Origin of the sequence: Pedobacter psychrophilus, from assembly GCF_001652725.1 — a bacterium.
Lineage (GTDB): Bacteria > Bacteroidota > Bacteroidia > Sphingobacteriales > Sphingobacteriaceae > Pseudopedobacter > Pseudopedobacter psychrophilus.
In genome coordinates this window covers 207,972-224,346 of record NZ_LWHJ01000027.1, presented here as the reverse complement: position 1 = coordinate 224,346, position 16,375 = coordinate 207,972, and the positions used below count along the sequence as shown (strand labels likewise).

Below are 16,375 nucleotides of genomic sequence, written 5' to 3'. Positions count from 1 at the left end.
AAAAAGAGCTTACGCCCCTCTTATCACTCTTAACAATACTGCTATAATAGCAATTACTAAAAGGATGTGGATCAAACCTCCACCGAATGGTGATACGAATGCGCCAAAAATCCAGACTATAATTAAGATTACTGCAATTAGATAAAGTAAATTTCCCATGATGTTTGTATTTTTTAAGATTTAACAATTATTTGATATTGCTTAATCTAAAACTACACCAAAAATAATTTTTATTTAAAAAACATCCTTAAACTATGATTTAAGCAACCTTTTGTTTTTTTATATTGTATATTAAATTAGACAAAAAAAAGACCCGATATAAATTCGGGTCTTTTTTTAATATTCATCTTCATTAAAGAAGAAGTCATCCTTAGTAGGATAATCTGGCCAAATCTCCTCTATATTTTCATATGGCTCGCCATCATCTTCTAACGCTTGTAAGTTTTCTATAACTTCAACAGGAGCGCCAGAGCGAATTCCGTAATCAATCAATTCATCTTTGGTAGCTGGCCAAGGAGCATCTTCTAAATGAGATGCCAATTCTAACGTCCAATACATAATCTTAGAACTTTAATTTTTATATTTTGCAAAAGTATATTAATATTTAAACTTTACTAATAAAGTTTTCAACAATTTAAACCCTTGGAATCCATTTATTTTCCTCGTTTTTATTAATTAGAATTACTTTCCTGCTTAAGGTAAAAAGATAATCAGAAAGTCGGTTTAAATAAATAACTACATTTTCATCCATCGGACTTTCTTCCATTAAATGTACTGTATTTCGTTCTGCTCTTCTACAAACACACCTTGCAATATGGCAAAACGAAGCAATTTGGTTTCCACCTGGCAATACAAAATGCTTAAGAGGAGGCAAAAACTCATTCATTTTATCCATCTCTTTCTCTAAAAGCATAACATCCTCATCATGTAAATCGGGTATTTTAATTCTAGAATTTTCTTTATCTGTTGCCAAAACAGAACCTATGGTAAACAAACGATCCTGAATTTCCTTTAAGATTAATTTGTCACTATCCGGAATCTCCTGATCTTTAATTAATCCAATGTAAGAATTCAATTCATCTACAGTTCCATAAGCCTCAATTCTTAATGCATATTTAGGAACTCTTGTCCCTCCAATTAAAGAAGTCTGACCTTTATCTCCAGTTTTGGTATATATTTTCATCTATAATTTAATGTAAGCAATCAAGAAAAAATCTGTGAAATCCTTTAATCTGTGAAATCACAAAAAACCAATCTGTGAAATCACGAAAAACCAATCTATGAAATCAAATAAATTTACATGGCAGCCAACTTAGAAGAAACCGTTTTAATATCTTTATTCAGGTAATCTTCTTCAATCAATCCATCACGCATTCTCACAATTCTATGGGCATGTTGAGCAATGTCCTCTTCATGGGTAACAATAATAATCGTATTTCCTTTAGAATGTATTTCTTCAATTAACCCCATAATTTCAATGGAAGTTTTTGTATCCAAGTTTCCTGTAGGCTCATCGGCTAAAATAATAGATGGGTTATTGATTAAAGCTCTTGCAACTGCAACTCTTTGTCGTTGTCCACCAGAAAGTTCGTTTGGTTTGTGGTGAACCCTATTACCAAGACCTACATTTTCTAAAGCCTGAATAGATCTTATATCTCTATCCTTTTTCTTTATTCCTGCATAAATCAACGGTAAAGCCACATTATCTTGTGCAGATGATCTTGGCAATAAGTTAAAGGTTTGAAATACGAATCCAATTTCTTTGTTTCTCACTGTTGCCAATTCACTATCCGTCATTTGACTAACATTTATTCCGTTTAATATATATTCTCCTTTTGTTGGCGTATCCAAACAACCTAAAAGGTTCATTAAAGTAGATTTACCAGAACCAGAAGGTCCCATTAATGCAACAAATTCTCCTTTATTTATAGTTAGCGAAACAGATTTTAAGGCATGAATGGTTTCTGCACCTATCACATATTTTCTTCCTAAATCATTAATGGTAATTAGTGGTTGCATCTTTTTTTTATTTGTAAGACAATAGTTGGAGTGTTTTGTTACAATATTTTATGTTTCTGTCAGAAATTGTCTGTATCATTTGAGAAACATAATTTTAGTTTTTAGAATAAATTTAAATATTTTTTGAAAAGCGATATTTATTTGGGCGTTTTTACACGCTATACACTATATCTTTTTTTGCATTTGCGTAATGGAAAGAAGCAAAAAAAGGATGCCGTTTCTATCGTTAACGCAAAAAAATCAAAAAAAAAATTTGAATTTATTTTACAAAATTTTTTGAATTTTTACTTTGAACTTTTTACTTTTCTTAAAGCTTATTTCTGTATCACCTTAGAAACCTTAAAATATTCTTCAGATTTTAAAGGCGCATTTGATAAAGCTTCTTCTCTAGTCATTTCTTGTATAACTTCATCTTTACGTAAAACATTTACTGCATCGTTCATGTAAATTAAAGGTTCAACTCCTTCAGTATCTAATTCATTCAACTTTGCCATAAATGTTAAAATCTCACTTAATTCTGCAATAGAACGTTCTTTTTCTGTTTCTGTTAATTCTAAACGAGCCAAATGGGCAATCTTATCAACCGTTTCTTTATCAATATGCATTTTTAAAGTTTAAAGTATTAAGTAAAAAGTTTAAAGCTTTACTGTTTTAAAAGGATAAACAATTTAAAATCGTAAAAAAAACCGACAAAGTAACCAAAATCTAACTAGTTAATTATATAAAATAATAATCAATTTTAGAATTTATTATATCGTAAACCAATTTTTTCAAAACCTCATCATCTTTTACATCCATTCCAGTAGTTTCTATTGGCTTATGAATACAAATATGCGAAACTCCTGGTTTGCATCCATATTTAATTCCATCATCCCACCATAATCTCCAATTATTTTTAATAGTTACTGGTATAATTGGAATTTGATGTTCAATTGCTAATCTAAAAGGACCATTTTTAAACTCGTGTAAAATAGGCGGATACTCTACTCCTATCTTTCCTTCAGGGAAGATAACCGGCGACATTCCCAGTTTAATTCTTTCAGAAGTTTTTTTGAATGCCCTAAAAGCAGAAATATTACTATCTCTATTTAATGGAATATCAATCGTTTTAAAAAACAGTTTAGTTGCAGCATTATTCAATAATTCTTCCTTTCCTAAAAAAAAGAAATTATTTTTTAGGGCAATGCTCATGCTGTAAACATCCAAATTTGAAGAATGATTAGGACAAAATATATAAGTCTTATTCCAATCAATTGGCTCTTCATATTCTATTTTGTAAAAGAAACCACTTAAAGTAGAAGGAAATAAAGTATATATTTTCCTTATTTTATTAAGAATTGGATATCTGCTTGGTTTTCTAGAAAAATAATATACAAAAGGATAGGTTAAAACATAAATCAGTCCCACCATTGCAAAATGCCAATATCTTAAACCTTGCCTTAAAATTGCTTTCATCTTCAATCAAAAATAGAAATTTTCTGTACTTTCGCCACATTATGGAAACTGTTGTTAGCGGAATTAGGAGTACCGGAAAATTACACTTAGGAAATTACTATGGGGCAGTAAGCAATTTTGTAAAAATGCAAAATGAATACAACTGCTTTTTTTTTATAGCAGATTATCATTCATTAACTACGCATCCAACTCCTCAAGATTTACATGGAAACATCAAACAGGTTTTAGTAGAGTATTTGGCAGCGGGTTTAGACCCAGAAAAAACCACATTATACATTCAATCTGATGTACCAGAAATTGCAGAACTTTATTTATATATGAATATGAATGCCTACGTTGGCGAATTAGAACGTAGCGCATCTTTTAAAGATAAAATCAGGTCGAACCCTGATAATGTGAATGCAGGTTTATTAACTTACCCAGTATTAATGGCTGCGGATATTTTAATCCATCAAGCTACAAAAGTGCCCGTTGGGAAAGATCAAGAGCAACACTTAGAGATGAGCCGTACATTTGGCAATCGTTTTAATCATCTATATAAAACCGATTATTTTAAAGAACCTTTTGCGTTTAATTATGCTAACGAATTGATTAAAATTCCTGGTTTGGATGGTAAAGGTAAAATGGGAAAATCTGAAGGTGAGATGAACGCCGTTTACCTATCCGATTCGCCTGAAATCATCAGAAAAAAAGTAATGAGAGCAGTTACTGATGCTGGACCCACTAAAGACAATCAAACCAAACCTCAAGAAATTCAAAATCTATTTGATTTGATGAAAGTTGTTTCTTCTACAGATACATTAATACATTTTGATGAGCTTTACAATAAATGCCAAATTAGATATGGCGATTTTAAGAAAGCTTTGGCAGAGGATATGATTATTGCCACACAACCTATTAGAGAAAAGATAGAGGATATATCAAAGGATAGTAAATTGTTAAGACAGGTAGCAAAACACGGCGCAATAAAAGCGAGGGAGAGCGCATCAAAAACAATTAAAGAAGTTAGAGAAATAATTGGCTTTAAATCTTTTTAATAATTAGATTTAAAAAATCACAAAGTTTTTATTTTACCCTTAAAAACTTTATACTCATTACTTATTACTTTTAAAGATTATGCATATAGCAATTGTAGGAAATATAGGAGCCGGAAAAACAACACTTACCGAATTATTAGCTAAGAATTATGGATGGGAAGCCATGTATGAATCTGTTGACCAAAATCCTTATTTAGAAGATTTTTACAGCGATATGAAAAGATGGAGCTTTAATCTCCAAATTTATTTTTTAAACAGTCGCTTTCAGCAAATAAGAGAAATACAAAGCGGTGAAAAAGACATTATCCAAGATCGTACAATTTATGAAGATGCACATATTTTTGCAGAAAATCTTCATGAAATGGGATTGATGACCACCCGTGACCACGATAACTACAGAGCAATTTTTGAAAATATCACTTCTTATATCAATCCACCACACTTACTGATTTATTTAAAGGCATCCGTTCCTACTTTGGTAGAGAATATCCAACGCAGAGGTAGAGAATATGAAGCCGGAATCAGGATTGATTACCTCCAAAAATTAAACGAAAAATATACCAAATGGATTAAAGGATATAAGGAAGGAAAGCTGCTAATTTTAGATAAGGACAAATTAGATTTCGCCAATAATCCTGAAGATTTAGGTTTTGTTATCGATAGTATCGAAAGAGAAATAAACGGATTGTTTTAAAATAAAAGAATGAAAATACTGGGAATTATCCCTGCAAGATATGATTCTACCCGCTTTCCTGGCAAACCCTTAATTGATCTTGCTGGAAAAAGCATGGTACAAAGGGTTTACGAGCAAGCAAAAAAAGCTTCTTCTTTAGCAGATGTTGTAGTAGCTACAGATGATGAACGAATTTATAATGCCGTAAAAGCATTTAAGGGAAATGTAATCATGACTTCCCCAAACCACAGAAGTGGCACCGACCGTTGCGCTGAGGTTTGTAAAAAAATGATTGGTTTTGATGCCATTATTAATATACAAGGCGATGAACCTCTAATTGATCCGAAGCAAATTAACCTTTTGGCCAATTGTTTTAACGATATTTCTACCGAGTTGGCAACTTTGGTAAAGAAAATCGAATCTAATAAAGAACTATTTAATCAGAATACCCCAAAAGTAATTATCAATAAAAATTCTGAAGCTATTTATTTTAGTCGTCAGGTAATTCCTTTTATCAAAAACGTAGCAGCAGAAGAATTTTTAAATACTCATGTTTTTTATAAGCATATTGGTATTTATGGCTATAGAACCACCACTTTAGGTATTGTCTCAAAATTAAAATTAGGAAATCTAGAACTTTCTGAGCAGTTAGAACAATTGCGTTGGATTGAAAATGGTTATAAAATTAAAGTTGCAATTACTAAAAACGAAAGCTTAGCTATTGATGTTCCTGAAGATGTAGCGAAGGTTTTAGAAAGTTTGAGAAAGTAATTTTTTTGATTTAAGGATGGAAGTTTCATCCTTTTTTAGTTTGGGCAAAAGTGATTCCAAAAAAAGATATATCCGTCAACGGTCGGATTTTTAAAATGAATTATTATTATTTTGATTTTAACTAACTAACAAGCTATTTTTTTTATCAACTAATTAATAATCATACAACTTATTGGTATAATAATGGCTTGATTATAAGATCGAACCATTTCAAATTAACTCTTCACAAATAAATGGAATTCATAGACTATTATAAAATTTTAGGAATCGATAAATCAGCTACCGAAGCAGATATTAAAAAGGCTTATCGTAAAATGGCTCGCAAGTTTCATCCAGATGTAAACCCAAATGATAAGCAAGCTGAAGTTAAGTTTAAAGAGGTTAACGAGGCTAATGAAGTTTTAAGCAATCCAGAAAATCGAAAGAAATATGATAAGTACGGTAAAGATTGGAAACATGCAGATCAATATGATCAACAAAGTAGACAACAAAACTACGGTGGAAGTAGAAACCAACAACAGAATCCGTTTGGGCAAAGCTATCAAGGTGGCGGAAATGAAGATTCAGATTTTTCTGATTTCTTCGGTTCTATGTTTGGTGGCGGTGGTAGAAGAGGTAATCAATCGAAATTTAGAGGTCAGGATTTTAACGCAGAATTAAAATTAAACCTTTCTGAAGTTTACAAAACCGACAAACGTACCTTAACTGTAAATAGAAAAAACATCAGGCTTACGATACCAGCTGGAGTTACAGATGGTCAAGAAATAAAAATAAAAGGTTACGGTGCTGATGGCGTGAATGGTGGCCCCAAAGGTGATTTAAACATCAAGTTTAATATTACAAATGATACTTTGTTTGTAAGAGACGGTAAAAACCTTTACAAAACAATAGATATTGATTTATATACCGCATTATTAGGTGGCGATATAACAATTGACACTATGAGTGGACAAGTTAAATTGAAGGTTGCGCCAGAAACACAAAACGGAGTAAAAGTCAAATTAAAAGGAAAAGGATTTCCAGTCTATAAAAAAGATGATGAGTTTGGCGATTTATATCTTACCTATCAAATCGTATTACCAAAAGATTTAACTGATCAAGAAAAAGATTTATTTGTACAACTTTCTAAACTTAGAACATCATGACAAAAGAAAACTTTATCCCAGTAGCTACTTTGTGCACCTATTATAAAGTAGAAATGTCTTTGATTCAAGATTTAGATGATAATGGATTGATAAAAATTATCCAAATTGAAGAGGCTCCATTTATACATGAAGACTTGATTTCACCTTTAGAAAAAATGCTTCGTTTACATCAGGATTTAAACATTAACGCCGCTGGCATTGATACTATTTTTCATCTTCTAAACAGATTTGAAGATATGCAGAAGGAAATGAAAACTTTGAAAAGTAGATTAAGAATTTATGAGCATGAATAAAAAAAGCATTTTTACAAACGTCAATGAATTGAATGATGTTTTAAACAATAGTATCTTTCTAATGTTAAGTGAATATGAAAACCTACACTTTACACTACACCCAAAAAATTCCTATCTCTTTAGAAAAAGCCTGGGATTTTTTCTCTTCACCATTAAATTTATCTAAGATTACCCCAAAAAGTATGTCGTTTGTGGTGACTTCAGATTATACAGCACAAACAAAAATGTATGAAGGAATGATCATTACCTATAAAGTTTCACCTTTATTAGGGATTAAGATGGATTGGATGACCGAGATAACTACCGTTAAGGACAGAAAATATTTTATTGATGAACAGCGTTTTGGTCCTTTTAAATTTTGGCACCACGAACACCATTTTGAAGAAATTGATGGAGGTGTTTTAATGACTGATAAATTAACATATGGAATTCCGTTTGGGATTATTGGCCAATTAGCAAATTCAATTATCGTTGCAAAACAAACCCAGGAAATTTTTGATTACAGGGTAAAAGCTGTGGATGAAATGTTTGGCGTTTATAAATAAGTCAGATTATTAGTTCGATAGTCTTAATTTATATTATAGTTCATTAGTGATTTACCAATGAACTTTTTCTACTATAGATTGATTAGATTCTCCTTAAATAATTCTGACTAAAAAAAATTTAACCATAAATTACTTACCAATATTCCAAATTTTATCGTATCCCAATGCTATCTCTTTAGAACGAAGATTTTTAATTCCTTCTATTAAACCTGCTATCATTTCATCTGTAGAACAAGCTTGTGCCAAAGCATTTGGGTTTGTCTTAACCAAATCACCATTAAAAGAATTGCCAGTTGTTTTAACAATATAACCGCCAGCATAAGTTCCTTGCTTATTATTATTGGTTTCATCTCTCCCTATAATATTTATTGAAAGTGATGGAATCAAAATTACCTTTCCCTCACTATTACCAGCAACTTGAAAACTAAGATGCATATTTACTAATCCATCCACATCGGTTTCTTTCATTAAATTTCCCATAATATTGTCTGTAGTGTAGTTTTCACTAATACTTCCTACAATTTCACCTATAGATTTAGGAGTGGTACGTTGAGTACCTTTGTAATTTGTATTTATAAAGCTAGATGTATTACTAGAAGCTGCTGGAAATAAAGTAGCATAATTTGGATTACTAGTCATTTTTTCGACTGGCACAAAATCTATCTTATATTCTGCTTTCATGAATTTAACTAATCCATTATAAACCCTATCCATCACCGTTTGCCATTGAGTATTTGTTAGCTGTGGGAATTGATAGGTTGTTGTTGTGGTTGTTATTGTTCTGGTTTTAACGTATCCATATCTTGCATTAGATTCATAGCCTTCTTTCTCAGATGTTGAAACGTCTTTCTTGTAAGTACTGCCTTGTAAGGTAAACGATGTTAATCCAAATTTTGACCCACTTGAAAAAGGAATGCCGTTATTTGCATTTGGCTTATAAAAACTATAACCAATTCCGTTTGTGAATTTTTCACTTACTTTAATTGATGCATATACGCTCTCTTCTTGTTTACCTTTAACAACGACAGGTATAGATGCATAAGACACCGCTGTGATTTCTGCAGTTTTTAATTTTCCTAATTTTTGAGAAGAATCTAATTTATCTCTTTCTGTTTTGAACTCTCGTTCAATAATCAAAAAATTTTCACCTTTATTAAAATTACCTACACCTTTTACACTTCCAGAAATTTCTGGATTACTTAATGACTCTTTTGGAATAGTGACTGTAACTTCTCCATCTTTACCAGCATCAAAACTAGCAAAGTGGTTTAATGCTCTAGCTCCTACTACATCTGTTATTAATGAAACTCTGATTTTGGAGCCCGCGGAACCTGGCGGATTTTTGTAGGTTAACTTTATATCTTCTGCTAAATCTAAAATCGGTAATGATTTATCTCCATTAACAGAAACGATCTCTACATGATTTATTGGTTTTAAAGCAAAGTTTGCTTCATCACCAGAAACAGTTTTAATATTTATAGTTTTTGGTGTAGTAAAAGCATATGGAAAAGAAGTAAGATAAGAGCCTAAGCCTACGTACTTCATCTCTTTACCATCACAAGTTACAGTACCATCAATTTCTAATAATCCTAATCCCTCAGCTTTAAAAAAAGTTACAGAAACCATATAATCTCCTTCTATTGTTCCATCTGGATAATATTTTGATTCTGATGTTTTAATTTCTGGCGGATATATTCCAGAAACGATATTAAATTTTGCAATTGCAACATTTAATTCTTTGGCCTTACCCGTCATTAAATTGCCTGCTAAATTTCCTAGTTTTTCGCCAATTCTTAATTCGGGCATTTTAAGTTTAAACTTTTTCTTTTCTTTATCAGGTTCCTTTTCTTGTGCAAAAGCAAAACCTAAATGAAATACAGCGATTAAAATAAATGCAATTTTTTTCATGATTTGTATAGTTTGTGGTAAACTGCTATACAAATTTGCGATTAATACATTTTTTTTATGTAAGTGTTTTTACTGATTTTTAATCGTGGTGGAATATTTTTTTTGATGTATAGGAATAGAAAAATTTAGTTTAACACAAAATGATAAATTCAATTCTCAAAAAATCCAGTTCTAAATTAATTTACGCTACTTCAATGGCAGAACTATCAATTTGCGCATTTTCAATAATATGCTTTACGTTATGTTGACGTTAAGAGATACTTCACAATTAGGTGGCAATAGCTTAATCCAGACTTTGCTTGTGCGACCTCTCGTTCCTCGAGGTGATGAAATGCCGTAATTTAATGAAATTGCCTTTTGAAACTAATGAACTAATAAACTTTTATATAAACTCCCTTGCACAATACCTTTTCTTTCAATTTCATTATCTATAAAAGTTTGTATTTCAGATTTTCTTAAACCCCATTTTGGTGCGATTAGCATTTCTAAATCAGAAATTCCAAAAAGACGTTGAATAACTACATCAGGCCGAACTAAAGGTAAAAGCTCGCAAAGAAAATCGGCGTATTCTTGTAAAGAGAACAATTTGAAAGGTTCTTTTTTATATTTAACGCCCATTATAGAACCTTCTACAATGTGTAAATGATGAAATTTTACAAAGCTGATTTGAGGAAAACGGTTAATTTCATCGGCGTAAGCCAACATCATTTCTTTTGTTTCTCCGGGCAAACCAAAAATTGTATGTACACAAATATCTAGTTTAGAATTTGTTAACAAACCCATTACATCAACAAATTCATCATGAGAACAACCTCTATTGATTTGAGAAAGCGTTTGGTTATAAATAGATTCCATGCCCATTTCTAAATCTACATCTACCCTATCCGTATAACTTTCTAATAAAGCTATTTTTTCTGCATCAATACAATCTGGTCTGGTGCCCACAGATAAGCCAACAACATTAGTCATATCAACACTTAAAGCTTCATCATACATCATTTTTAAATAATGAGCTGGCGCATAAGTATTGGTATTTGGTTGAAAATAGATAATGAATTTTTCTGCTTTGTAATGTTTCCAAGCCCTTTCCATCCCAAATTCTATTTGTTCTTTCATAGAATTCATGGTGCGTGAAGTTGGTGTAAAAGAATCTACATTACAATATGTGCAGCCGCCATAGCCTTTAGAGCCATCACGATTTGGGCAAGTAAAGCCGCCATCTACAATAACTTTGTATACTCTTTTAACTTTATACTTGTTTTTTAAGTAGGCACTATAATAATTATAATTCTTTTCGCCGAAGGCTAATGCTTTTTCCAATGTCAAATGATATTTTTGCAAAGATACGAATTGATAATCAATCTAAAATTGAGGTGAGATGCTGAGAATTTATTACAAGAAAAATACCCGATTAGCCAAAGAATCTGATGTAGAGATTTTGAAAGAAATACCTATTGAGGACATGGTTTGGATTGATTTACAAAATCCTACCGTTGAGGAAAAATCAACTATAGAAAGTTATTTTGATATAAAATATTCATCTGAAGAAGAATCGCAAGAGATTGAAAGTTCATCACGCTTTAGCGAAATGGATAATGAGATCATCATTAATTCTAACTTTTTATCCGTTAAAGAAAATACATTTGACTATTATCCTGTTTCTATCATTTTAGAAAAAGGAATTATGTTCTCATACCGGGACGCTGACTTAAAAACTTTTGAAGAAGCTGTTAAAAAAATAAAAGCCAATCCAACTTTATACATAAATGGATATCAAATACTATCTACCATTTTAGAAACCTGTATTGATCAGGATGCAGATTTAATTGAAAACATTGCTAAAGAAATTGCAGAGTTAAATAAGAGTTTAAGAACAACAAAGGAGCGAGTAGATGAAGATGATTTATTAAAGATTTCTTCTCTTCAAAATGACAACATGATGTTACGTGAAAACATCATTGATAAACAAAGGTTATTATCTTCTTTAATAAAATCATCGGTTTTTCCTCCTAAATATATGAGTGTTTTAAAAATCATGATAAAAGATATCAGCTCACTTTTAGAACATAATAAATTTGCTTTTGAAAGGCTAGAGTATTTGCAGGATACTTTTTTAGGTTTAATAAATATAGATCAAAATAGGATTATAAAAATTTTTACAGTAGCTACCGTGGCTTTTATGCCTCCAACATTAATTGCAAGTATTTACGGGATGAATTTTAGAGAAATGCCAGAGTTAGAATGGAGATATGGTTATTTAATTGCGATTTTATTGATGATTTTATCTTCTTTAGGAACCCTGGTTTATTTTAAGAAGAAAAATTGGCTATAGCTAAAATATATTTTTTACCCCATCAAAAACCGACTCGAAAAACGTGGGGATTGACAAACCTTTACTGTAATAAAAATATCCTAGAATTAACAAGATGAAAATTACAAAACCTATTAGTTTTCTAAACATATAACCTATCAAGACCAAACCTAAAGGCACTGCAAGCAATAAATACCAACTAATTTTAATTGGATTTAAATCATTGTTTTTTTTGTAAATGAAGTATAGGTTGGAATGGCTGCCGCTATCGTTTAAATGTTTAAAAAATACAAAAGCCGATTTTTCAATTTGCAGCGGACAAACTGCGACTCCATCGTGAAAGTTTAATTCTTGTTTAAAACCATTAACAGAAAAATTAAAAACTCCATTAATTCTCTCCAGTGGGATTTCTAAAGAATCAGTAGCTATTATGGCTAACTTTTCATTTTTTAAGAGATTTTCCTTTACAATAAAATAATCGATATTCTGGTTTTGAGCATTAGCTAAACTCAAAATGCCAATTAGAAAGAAAATGATTAAAAATGATCTTTTCATTAAAATGAGTTTAATGTTTACAAGATGAGAAAATATATGCTCAGTCTTATATTATAAATTTTTAGGATAAAGGATTTTAAGTTATTCTGGAAGTTTTATACTTCCTGGTTTGCTTTCTCTACAGCTTCCTTTACATTTTCAGTATCAATTTCTCTTTTCTGTTGTGTTTTTAAACTTGGCATGTAAACTAAATGAGTAAAAATTGGATAATGATCAGAACCATTAAATTTCAGTCTTTTCATTTTGATAAACCCAAAATGAGGCGAACAAAAAATATAATCTAACGGAAACTTAATAAACCAATGATGAGCAGAAAAAGTGCTATAAAATCCCCTTCCCTTTCTCACATCCAATAAACCACTGGTTTTTGTAAATAATGATGTGGTATCACTCCAGGCAACATCATTTAAATCGCCCATTACAATATTTGCTAATCCATTATCTTTTACATCTAAAGCTACTTTTGCTAATTCTTTATCTTTAGCAGTAGAATACAAATTTTCGCCTGGTACTGGCGGTTCAGGATGCAATCCCCAAAGTTTAATTTCGTAATTATCAACTAAAAAAAGTTTGCAGCTTATAGAAGGAATTTCATCTTTAACTAAATAATGGATTTGCTCTTCTTTAATCTTTAACTTACTATAAAATAGCATTCCATAAGTATTTTCTTTAGGTACTTCAATAAAAAACGGATAATCTTTTTTTAGATATTCCATTTGTAACTTCCATTTTTGGTCTGTTTCTAAAAGTAGAATTACATCTGGATTATATTGTTTCAATTGAACTTTTAATCTCTCATACTGAGTATTATGTTGCAGTACATTTGCATTTACAAACTTTATTTCTCTATCTGGATTTATAGATTTTATACTTTTTACTTCCTTTTTAAAAAAGATAGTGTAGGGAATTATTTTTATACATAAATATATTAAACATATGATATTAAGAATTAAAGCAGTATAATCTATTTCATGAAAATAAAAGTAACTGATAACCCAAAGAAATATGATGATTATAGAAACTATAAAATTTTGGAAACGGGAGTATTCTAGTGAACGAAAAATCCAAAAATCACTTTTCACCATCGGCAAAAATACAAATAGGACACTTAGGTAGGATAAAAACTGTAGCACAAAAAACATAAATATTTAATTATTGCATCAAAAGTAATATTATATCTAATTTAAAAAATAAATCAATTATGCTTTTTATTTCTGTAGTTATGTATAAGTACTAACTTTGAATTAAACAATTATCCTAAAAATATGCAAGAATTAGATCAATCCATCCAAGATAAAATAAATAGCTGGTTAACTGGAAATTATGATAACGCTACTAAAGCCGAAATCCAAAAACTAGTTGATGATAAAAATTTAACAGAATTAACCGATGCTTTTTATAAAGATTTAGAGTTTGGAACTGGTGGTTTAAGAGGGATTATGGGCGCAGGTTCTAACCGTGTTAACAAATATACAATTGGTGCCGCAACACAAGGTCTTGCGAATTTTTTGCTGAAAAAATATCCCAACGAAAAAATAAAAGTTGCTATCGCACACGATAGCAGAAATAATTCTGATGTATTAGGAAAAGTTACAGCCGATGTTTTTTCTGCTAATGATATTCATGTTTATTTTTTCAAAGAGTTACGCCCTACTCCTGAACTTTCATTTGCAGTGCGTGAATTGAGTTGTAAAAGTGGAGTGATGCTAACAGCTTCTCATAATCCAAAAGAATACAACGGTTACAAAGCTTATGGAGCGGATGGTGGACAATTTGTTGCTCCTGATGATAAGGACGTAATGGATGAAGTCAGTAAAATTTCTTCAGTTGACGATATTAAATTTGAAGGGAAACCAGAAAACATTTCATACCTGGGCGAAGAAATTGATAATGATTATTTACAAAAAATCACCTCACTTTCGGTTTCACCGGAAGCCATAAAACGTCAAAAAGATTTAAAGATAGTTTACTCACCAATTCACGGGACAGGAATTACATTAGTGCCAAAAGCGCTAAAAATGTTTGGTTTTGAGAACGTGATTTTGGTAGATGAACAAACTACACCGGATGGAAATTTCCCAACCGTTGTTTATCCAAATCCAGAAGAAAAAGAAGCTTTAACGCTTGCGCTGAAAAAAGCAAAAGAAACCGATGCAGATTTAGTTTTGGCTACAGACCCTGATGCCGACCGAGTAGGAATAGCAGTTAAAAACCACAAAGGCGAGTTTGAATTACTTAATGGAAACCAAACAGGTTCTTTGCTTATCAACTATATGTTAGAAGCTTGGGAAAAGGAAGGTAAACTTACTGGTAAAGAATATGTTATAAAGACCATTGTTACTACTTATTTAATTGATAAAATAGCTAAAAGTAAAAATGTAAAATGTTATAATACTCTTACTGGCTTCAAATTTATTGGACAAGTAATGGAAGAAAAGCTGGGAAAAGAAACTTTTATTGCAGGCGGAGAAGAAAGTTATGGATATTTAGTTGGTGAGTTTGTACGTGATAAAGATGCGGTAGTTTCGGCAGCCTTTATTGCAGAAATGACTGCTTTTTATAAAGATAAAGGATCAAGTCTTTACGATGCCATGATTGATATGTATGTGAAATATGGTTTCTATAAAGAAAAATTGGTTTCAATCACTAAAAAGGGAAAAGCTGGTGCAGAAGAAATTGTAGCAATGATGGATAGGTTTAGAGAAAATCCTCCAAAAAGCCTTGGAGGTTTTAAAGTTGTGACTTTAAAAGATTATACTTTGCAAAAAGAAACAGATTTAGATTCTAAATCTACAACGACTTTAGATTTTCCAAAATCAGATGTTTTGCAGTTTATAACTGAGGATGGTTGTATCGTATCTGCTCGTCCAAGTGGTACAGAGCCAAAAATCAAGTTTTATTGCAGTGTAAATGCACCTTTAGCTAATAAAGAAGAATTTGATAAAGTAAATGCAGAGTTAGAAAGCAAGGTAGATGAAATAATGAAGGATTTGGATGTTTAGTGTTTAAAATTTTAACTATTCAGGAGTTAAGAAGAGATTAGGTCGAAACTTAAATCTTCTTAATTCCTTATTATTTTTCAATCAAATATCAATTATCTTCTTAAAATATTTATTTAAATTTGATCATGACAACCTTAACAGTAGAAATTGATAAAGAAAAAGACCTTCCGGCTTTAAAGGCTCTATTTAAAAGATTAGGTTTGAACTTTAAAGTTTTGGATAACGAATGGGGTAATTTAAATGATAAAGAAATTGAAGGTATAAAATCAGGTATTTTAGATATAGAAGAAGGAAGAATTCTTACTTATGAAGATGTCATGAAAGGAATTAATTTAAAACTTGACAACTTTAAAAATAATGGCAGATAAAAAATCTGTTGTTTGGTCTTCAAGAGCAAATTTAGAATATACTAACTTAATTGACTATTTGTTAAATAATTGGGGTCTAATTCTTACTAAAGAAGTTATATCCAAGATAAATGATTCAATTGATAGAATTACAACATCTTCAGAACAATTTCCTATCGTCTCTCAAACAAAACCAATTCGAAAATGTGTAATATCTAAACAAACTTCCATTTTCTTTATCTCTAGTTTAGAGAAAATTTTTATTATTTCTTTGTTCGATAATCGTCAAAATCCAGATAAAATATTTACGTAGA

General features: G+C 30.8%; 20 protein-coding genes. 10 read left to right on the top strand and 10 right to left on the bottom strand.

Features of this window, described 5'->3' with window-relative positions:
- Nucleotides 1-9: 9 nt before the first annotated feature.
- The 6 genes from A5893_RS17695 to A5893_RS09495 form a co-directional block, all read right to left on the bottom strand.
- A complete protein-coding gene (locus A5893_RS17695) occupies nucleotides 10-159 on the bottom strand; it encodes a lmo0937 family membrane protein (RefSeq protein WP_157687534.1) in 150 nt (49 codons plus the stop codon).
- Between the two features lie 177 nt (nucleotides 160-336).
- Complete coding sequence (locus A5893_RS09515; protein WP_017258669.1) at nucleotides 337-558, bottom strand: DUF2795 domain-containing protein; 222 nt, start codon at nucleotides 556-558, stop codon at nucleotides 337-339.
- Between the two features lie 76 nt (nucleotides 559-634).
- On the bottom strand, nucleotides 635-1,183 hold the full coding sequence (locus A5893_RS09510) for a cob(I)yrinic acid a,c-diamide adenosyltransferase (RefSeq protein ID WP_068822332.1): 549 nt from the start codon (nucleotides 1,181-1,183) through the stop codon (nucleotides 635-637).
- A 113-nt stretch (nucleotides 1,184-1,296) separates the two neighbouring features.
- The gene (locus A5893_RS09505; RefSeq protein WP_068822331.1) at nucleotides 1,297-2,019 is read right to left on the bottom strand and encodes an ABC transporter ATP-binding protein; all 723 of its coding nucleotides are present in this window, start codon (nucleotides 2,017-2,019) and stop codon (nucleotides 1,297-1,299) included.
- A 314-nt stretch (nucleotides 2,020-2,333) separates the two neighbouring features.
- Nucleotides 2,334-2,624, bottom strand: coding sequence for an Asp-tRNA(Asn)/Glu-tRNA(Gln) amidotransferase subunit GatC (gene gatC, locus A5893_RS09500; RefSeq protein ID WP_068822330.1), 291 nt, complete (start codon nucleotides 2,622-2,624; stop codon nucleotides 2,334-2,336).
- A 112-nt stretch (nucleotides 2,625-2,736) separates the two neighbouring features.
- Complete coding sequence (locus tag A5893_RS09495) at nucleotides 2,737-3,474, bottom strand: lysophospholipid acyltransferase family protein (RefSeq protein ID WP_068822329.1); 738 nt, start codon at nucleotides 3,472-3,474, stop codon at nucleotides 2,737-2,739.
- Nucleotides 3,475-3,515: 41 nt separating this feature from the next.
- On the opposite strand from A5893_RS09495, the gene trpS reads away from it, so the two are divergent.
- From trpS to A5893_RS09465, 6 genes are all read left to right on the top strand, one after another.
- Nucleotides 3,516-4,511 carry a tryptophan--tRNA ligase gene (trpS, locus tag A5893_RS09490; RefSeq protein WP_068822328.1) on the top strand — a complete coding sequence of 332 codons (996 nt, stop codon included), beginning with the start codon at nucleotides 3,516-3,518 and terminating at the stop codon, nucleotides 4,509-4,511.
- A 79-nt stretch (nucleotides 4,512-4,590) separates the two neighbouring features.
- Nucleotides 4,591-5,205: a deoxynucleoside kinase gene (locus A5893_RS09485; protein ID WP_068822327.1), complete on the top strand. Its 615-nt coding sequence runs from the start codon at nucleotides 4,591-4,593 to the stop codon at nucleotides 5,203-5,205.
- A gap of 9 nt (nucleotides 5,206-5,214) precedes the next feature.
- Complete coding sequence (kdsB, locus tag A5893_RS09480) at nucleotides 5,215-5,955, top strand: 3-deoxy-manno-octulosonate cytidylyltransferase (RefSeq protein ID WP_068822326.1); 741 nt, start codon at nucleotides 5,215-5,217, stop codon at nucleotides 5,953-5,955.
- A gap of 233 nt (nucleotides 5,956-6,188) precedes the next feature.
- On the top strand, nucleotides 6,189-7,100 hold the full coding sequence (locus A5893_RS09475; RefSeq protein WP_068822325.1) for a DnaJ C-terminal domain-containing protein: 912 nt from the start codon (nucleotides 6,189-6,191) through the stop codon (nucleotides 7,098-7,100).
- Entirely contained in the window at nucleotides 7,097-7,393 is a 297-nt protein-coding gene (locus A5893_RS09470; RefSeq protein ID WP_082911388.1) for a chaperone modulator CbpM, read from the top strand. Before A5893_RS09475 ends, A5893_RS09470 begins: the two co-directional genes overlap by 4 nt.
- A gap of 74 nt (nucleotides 7,394-7,467) precedes the next feature.
- On the top strand, nucleotides 7,468-7,938 hold the full coding sequence (locus A5893_RS09465) for an SRPBCC family protein (protein ID WP_068822323.1): 471 nt from the start codon (nucleotides 7,468-7,470) through the stop codon (nucleotides 7,936-7,938).
- A gap of 129 nt (nucleotides 7,939-8,067) precedes the next feature.
- Here A5893_RS09465 and A5893_RS09460 read toward each other — a convergent pair whose 3' ends face one another.
- Nucleotides 8,068-9,846 carry a hypothetical protein gene (locus A5893_RS09460; RefSeq protein ID WP_068822322.1) on the bottom strand — a complete coding sequence of 593 codons (1,779 nt, stop codon included), beginning with the start codon at nucleotides 9,844-9,846 and terminating at the stop codon, nucleotides 8,068-8,070.
- A 363-nt stretch (nucleotides 9,847-10,209) separates the two neighbouring features.
- Nucleotides 10,210-11,166 (bottom strand): TIGR01212 family radical SAM protein, encoded by a 957-nt coding sequence (locus A5893_RS09455; protein WP_068822321.1) that lies wholly within the window; start codon nucleotides 11,164-11,166, stop codon nucleotides 10,210-10,212.
- Nucleotides 11,167-11,224: 58 nt separating this feature from the next.
- On the opposite strand from A5893_RS09455, the gene corA reads away from it, so the two are divergent.
- A complete protein-coding gene (corA, locus tag A5893_RS09450) occupies nucleotides 11,225-12,178 on the top strand; it encodes a magnesium/cobalt transporter CorA (protein WP_068822320.1) in 954 nt (317 codons plus the stop codon).
- Here the strand turns inward: corA and A5893_RS09445 are convergent, their stop codons facing one another.
- The gene (locus tag A5893_RS09445) at nucleotides 12,179-12,712 is read right to left on the bottom strand and encodes a hypothetical protein (protein ID WP_068822319.1); all 534 of its coding nucleotides are present in this window, start codon (nucleotides 12,710-12,712) and stop codon (nucleotides 12,179-12,181) included.
- 95 nt (nucleotides 12,713-12,807) lie between these two features.
- On the bottom strand, nucleotides 12,808-13,797 hold the full coding sequence (locus A5893_RS09440) for an endonuclease/exonuclease/phosphatase family protein (protein ID WP_157687533.1): 990 nt from the start codon (nucleotides 13,795-13,797) through the stop codon (nucleotides 12,808-12,810).
- 180 nt (nucleotides 13,798-13,977) lie between these two features.
- Here A5893_RS09440 and A5893_RS09435 point away from each other — a divergent pair, with 180 nt between their 5' ends.
- From A5893_RS09435 to A5893_RS09425, 3 genes are all read left to right on the top strand, one after another.
- Nucleotides 13,978-15,714, top strand: coding sequence for a phospho-sugar mutase (locus tag A5893_RS09435; protein WP_068822317.1), 1,737 nt, complete (start codon nucleotides 13,978-13,980; stop codon nucleotides 15,712-15,714).
- Nucleotides 15,715-15,839: 125 nt separating this feature from the next.
- On the top strand, nucleotides 15,840-16,082 hold the full coding sequence (locus tag A5893_RS09430; RefSeq protein ID WP_068822316.1) for a hypothetical protein: 243 nt from the start codon (nucleotides 15,840-15,842) through the stop codon (nucleotides 16,080-16,082).
- Entirely contained in the window at nucleotides 16,072-16,374 is a 303-nt protein-coding gene (locus A5893_RS09425; protein WP_068822315.1) for a type II toxin-antitoxin system RelE/ParE family toxin, read from the top strand. Before A5893_RS09430 ends, A5893_RS09425 begins: the two co-directional genes overlap by 11 nt.
- Nucleotide 16,375: the final 1 nt, after the last annotated feature.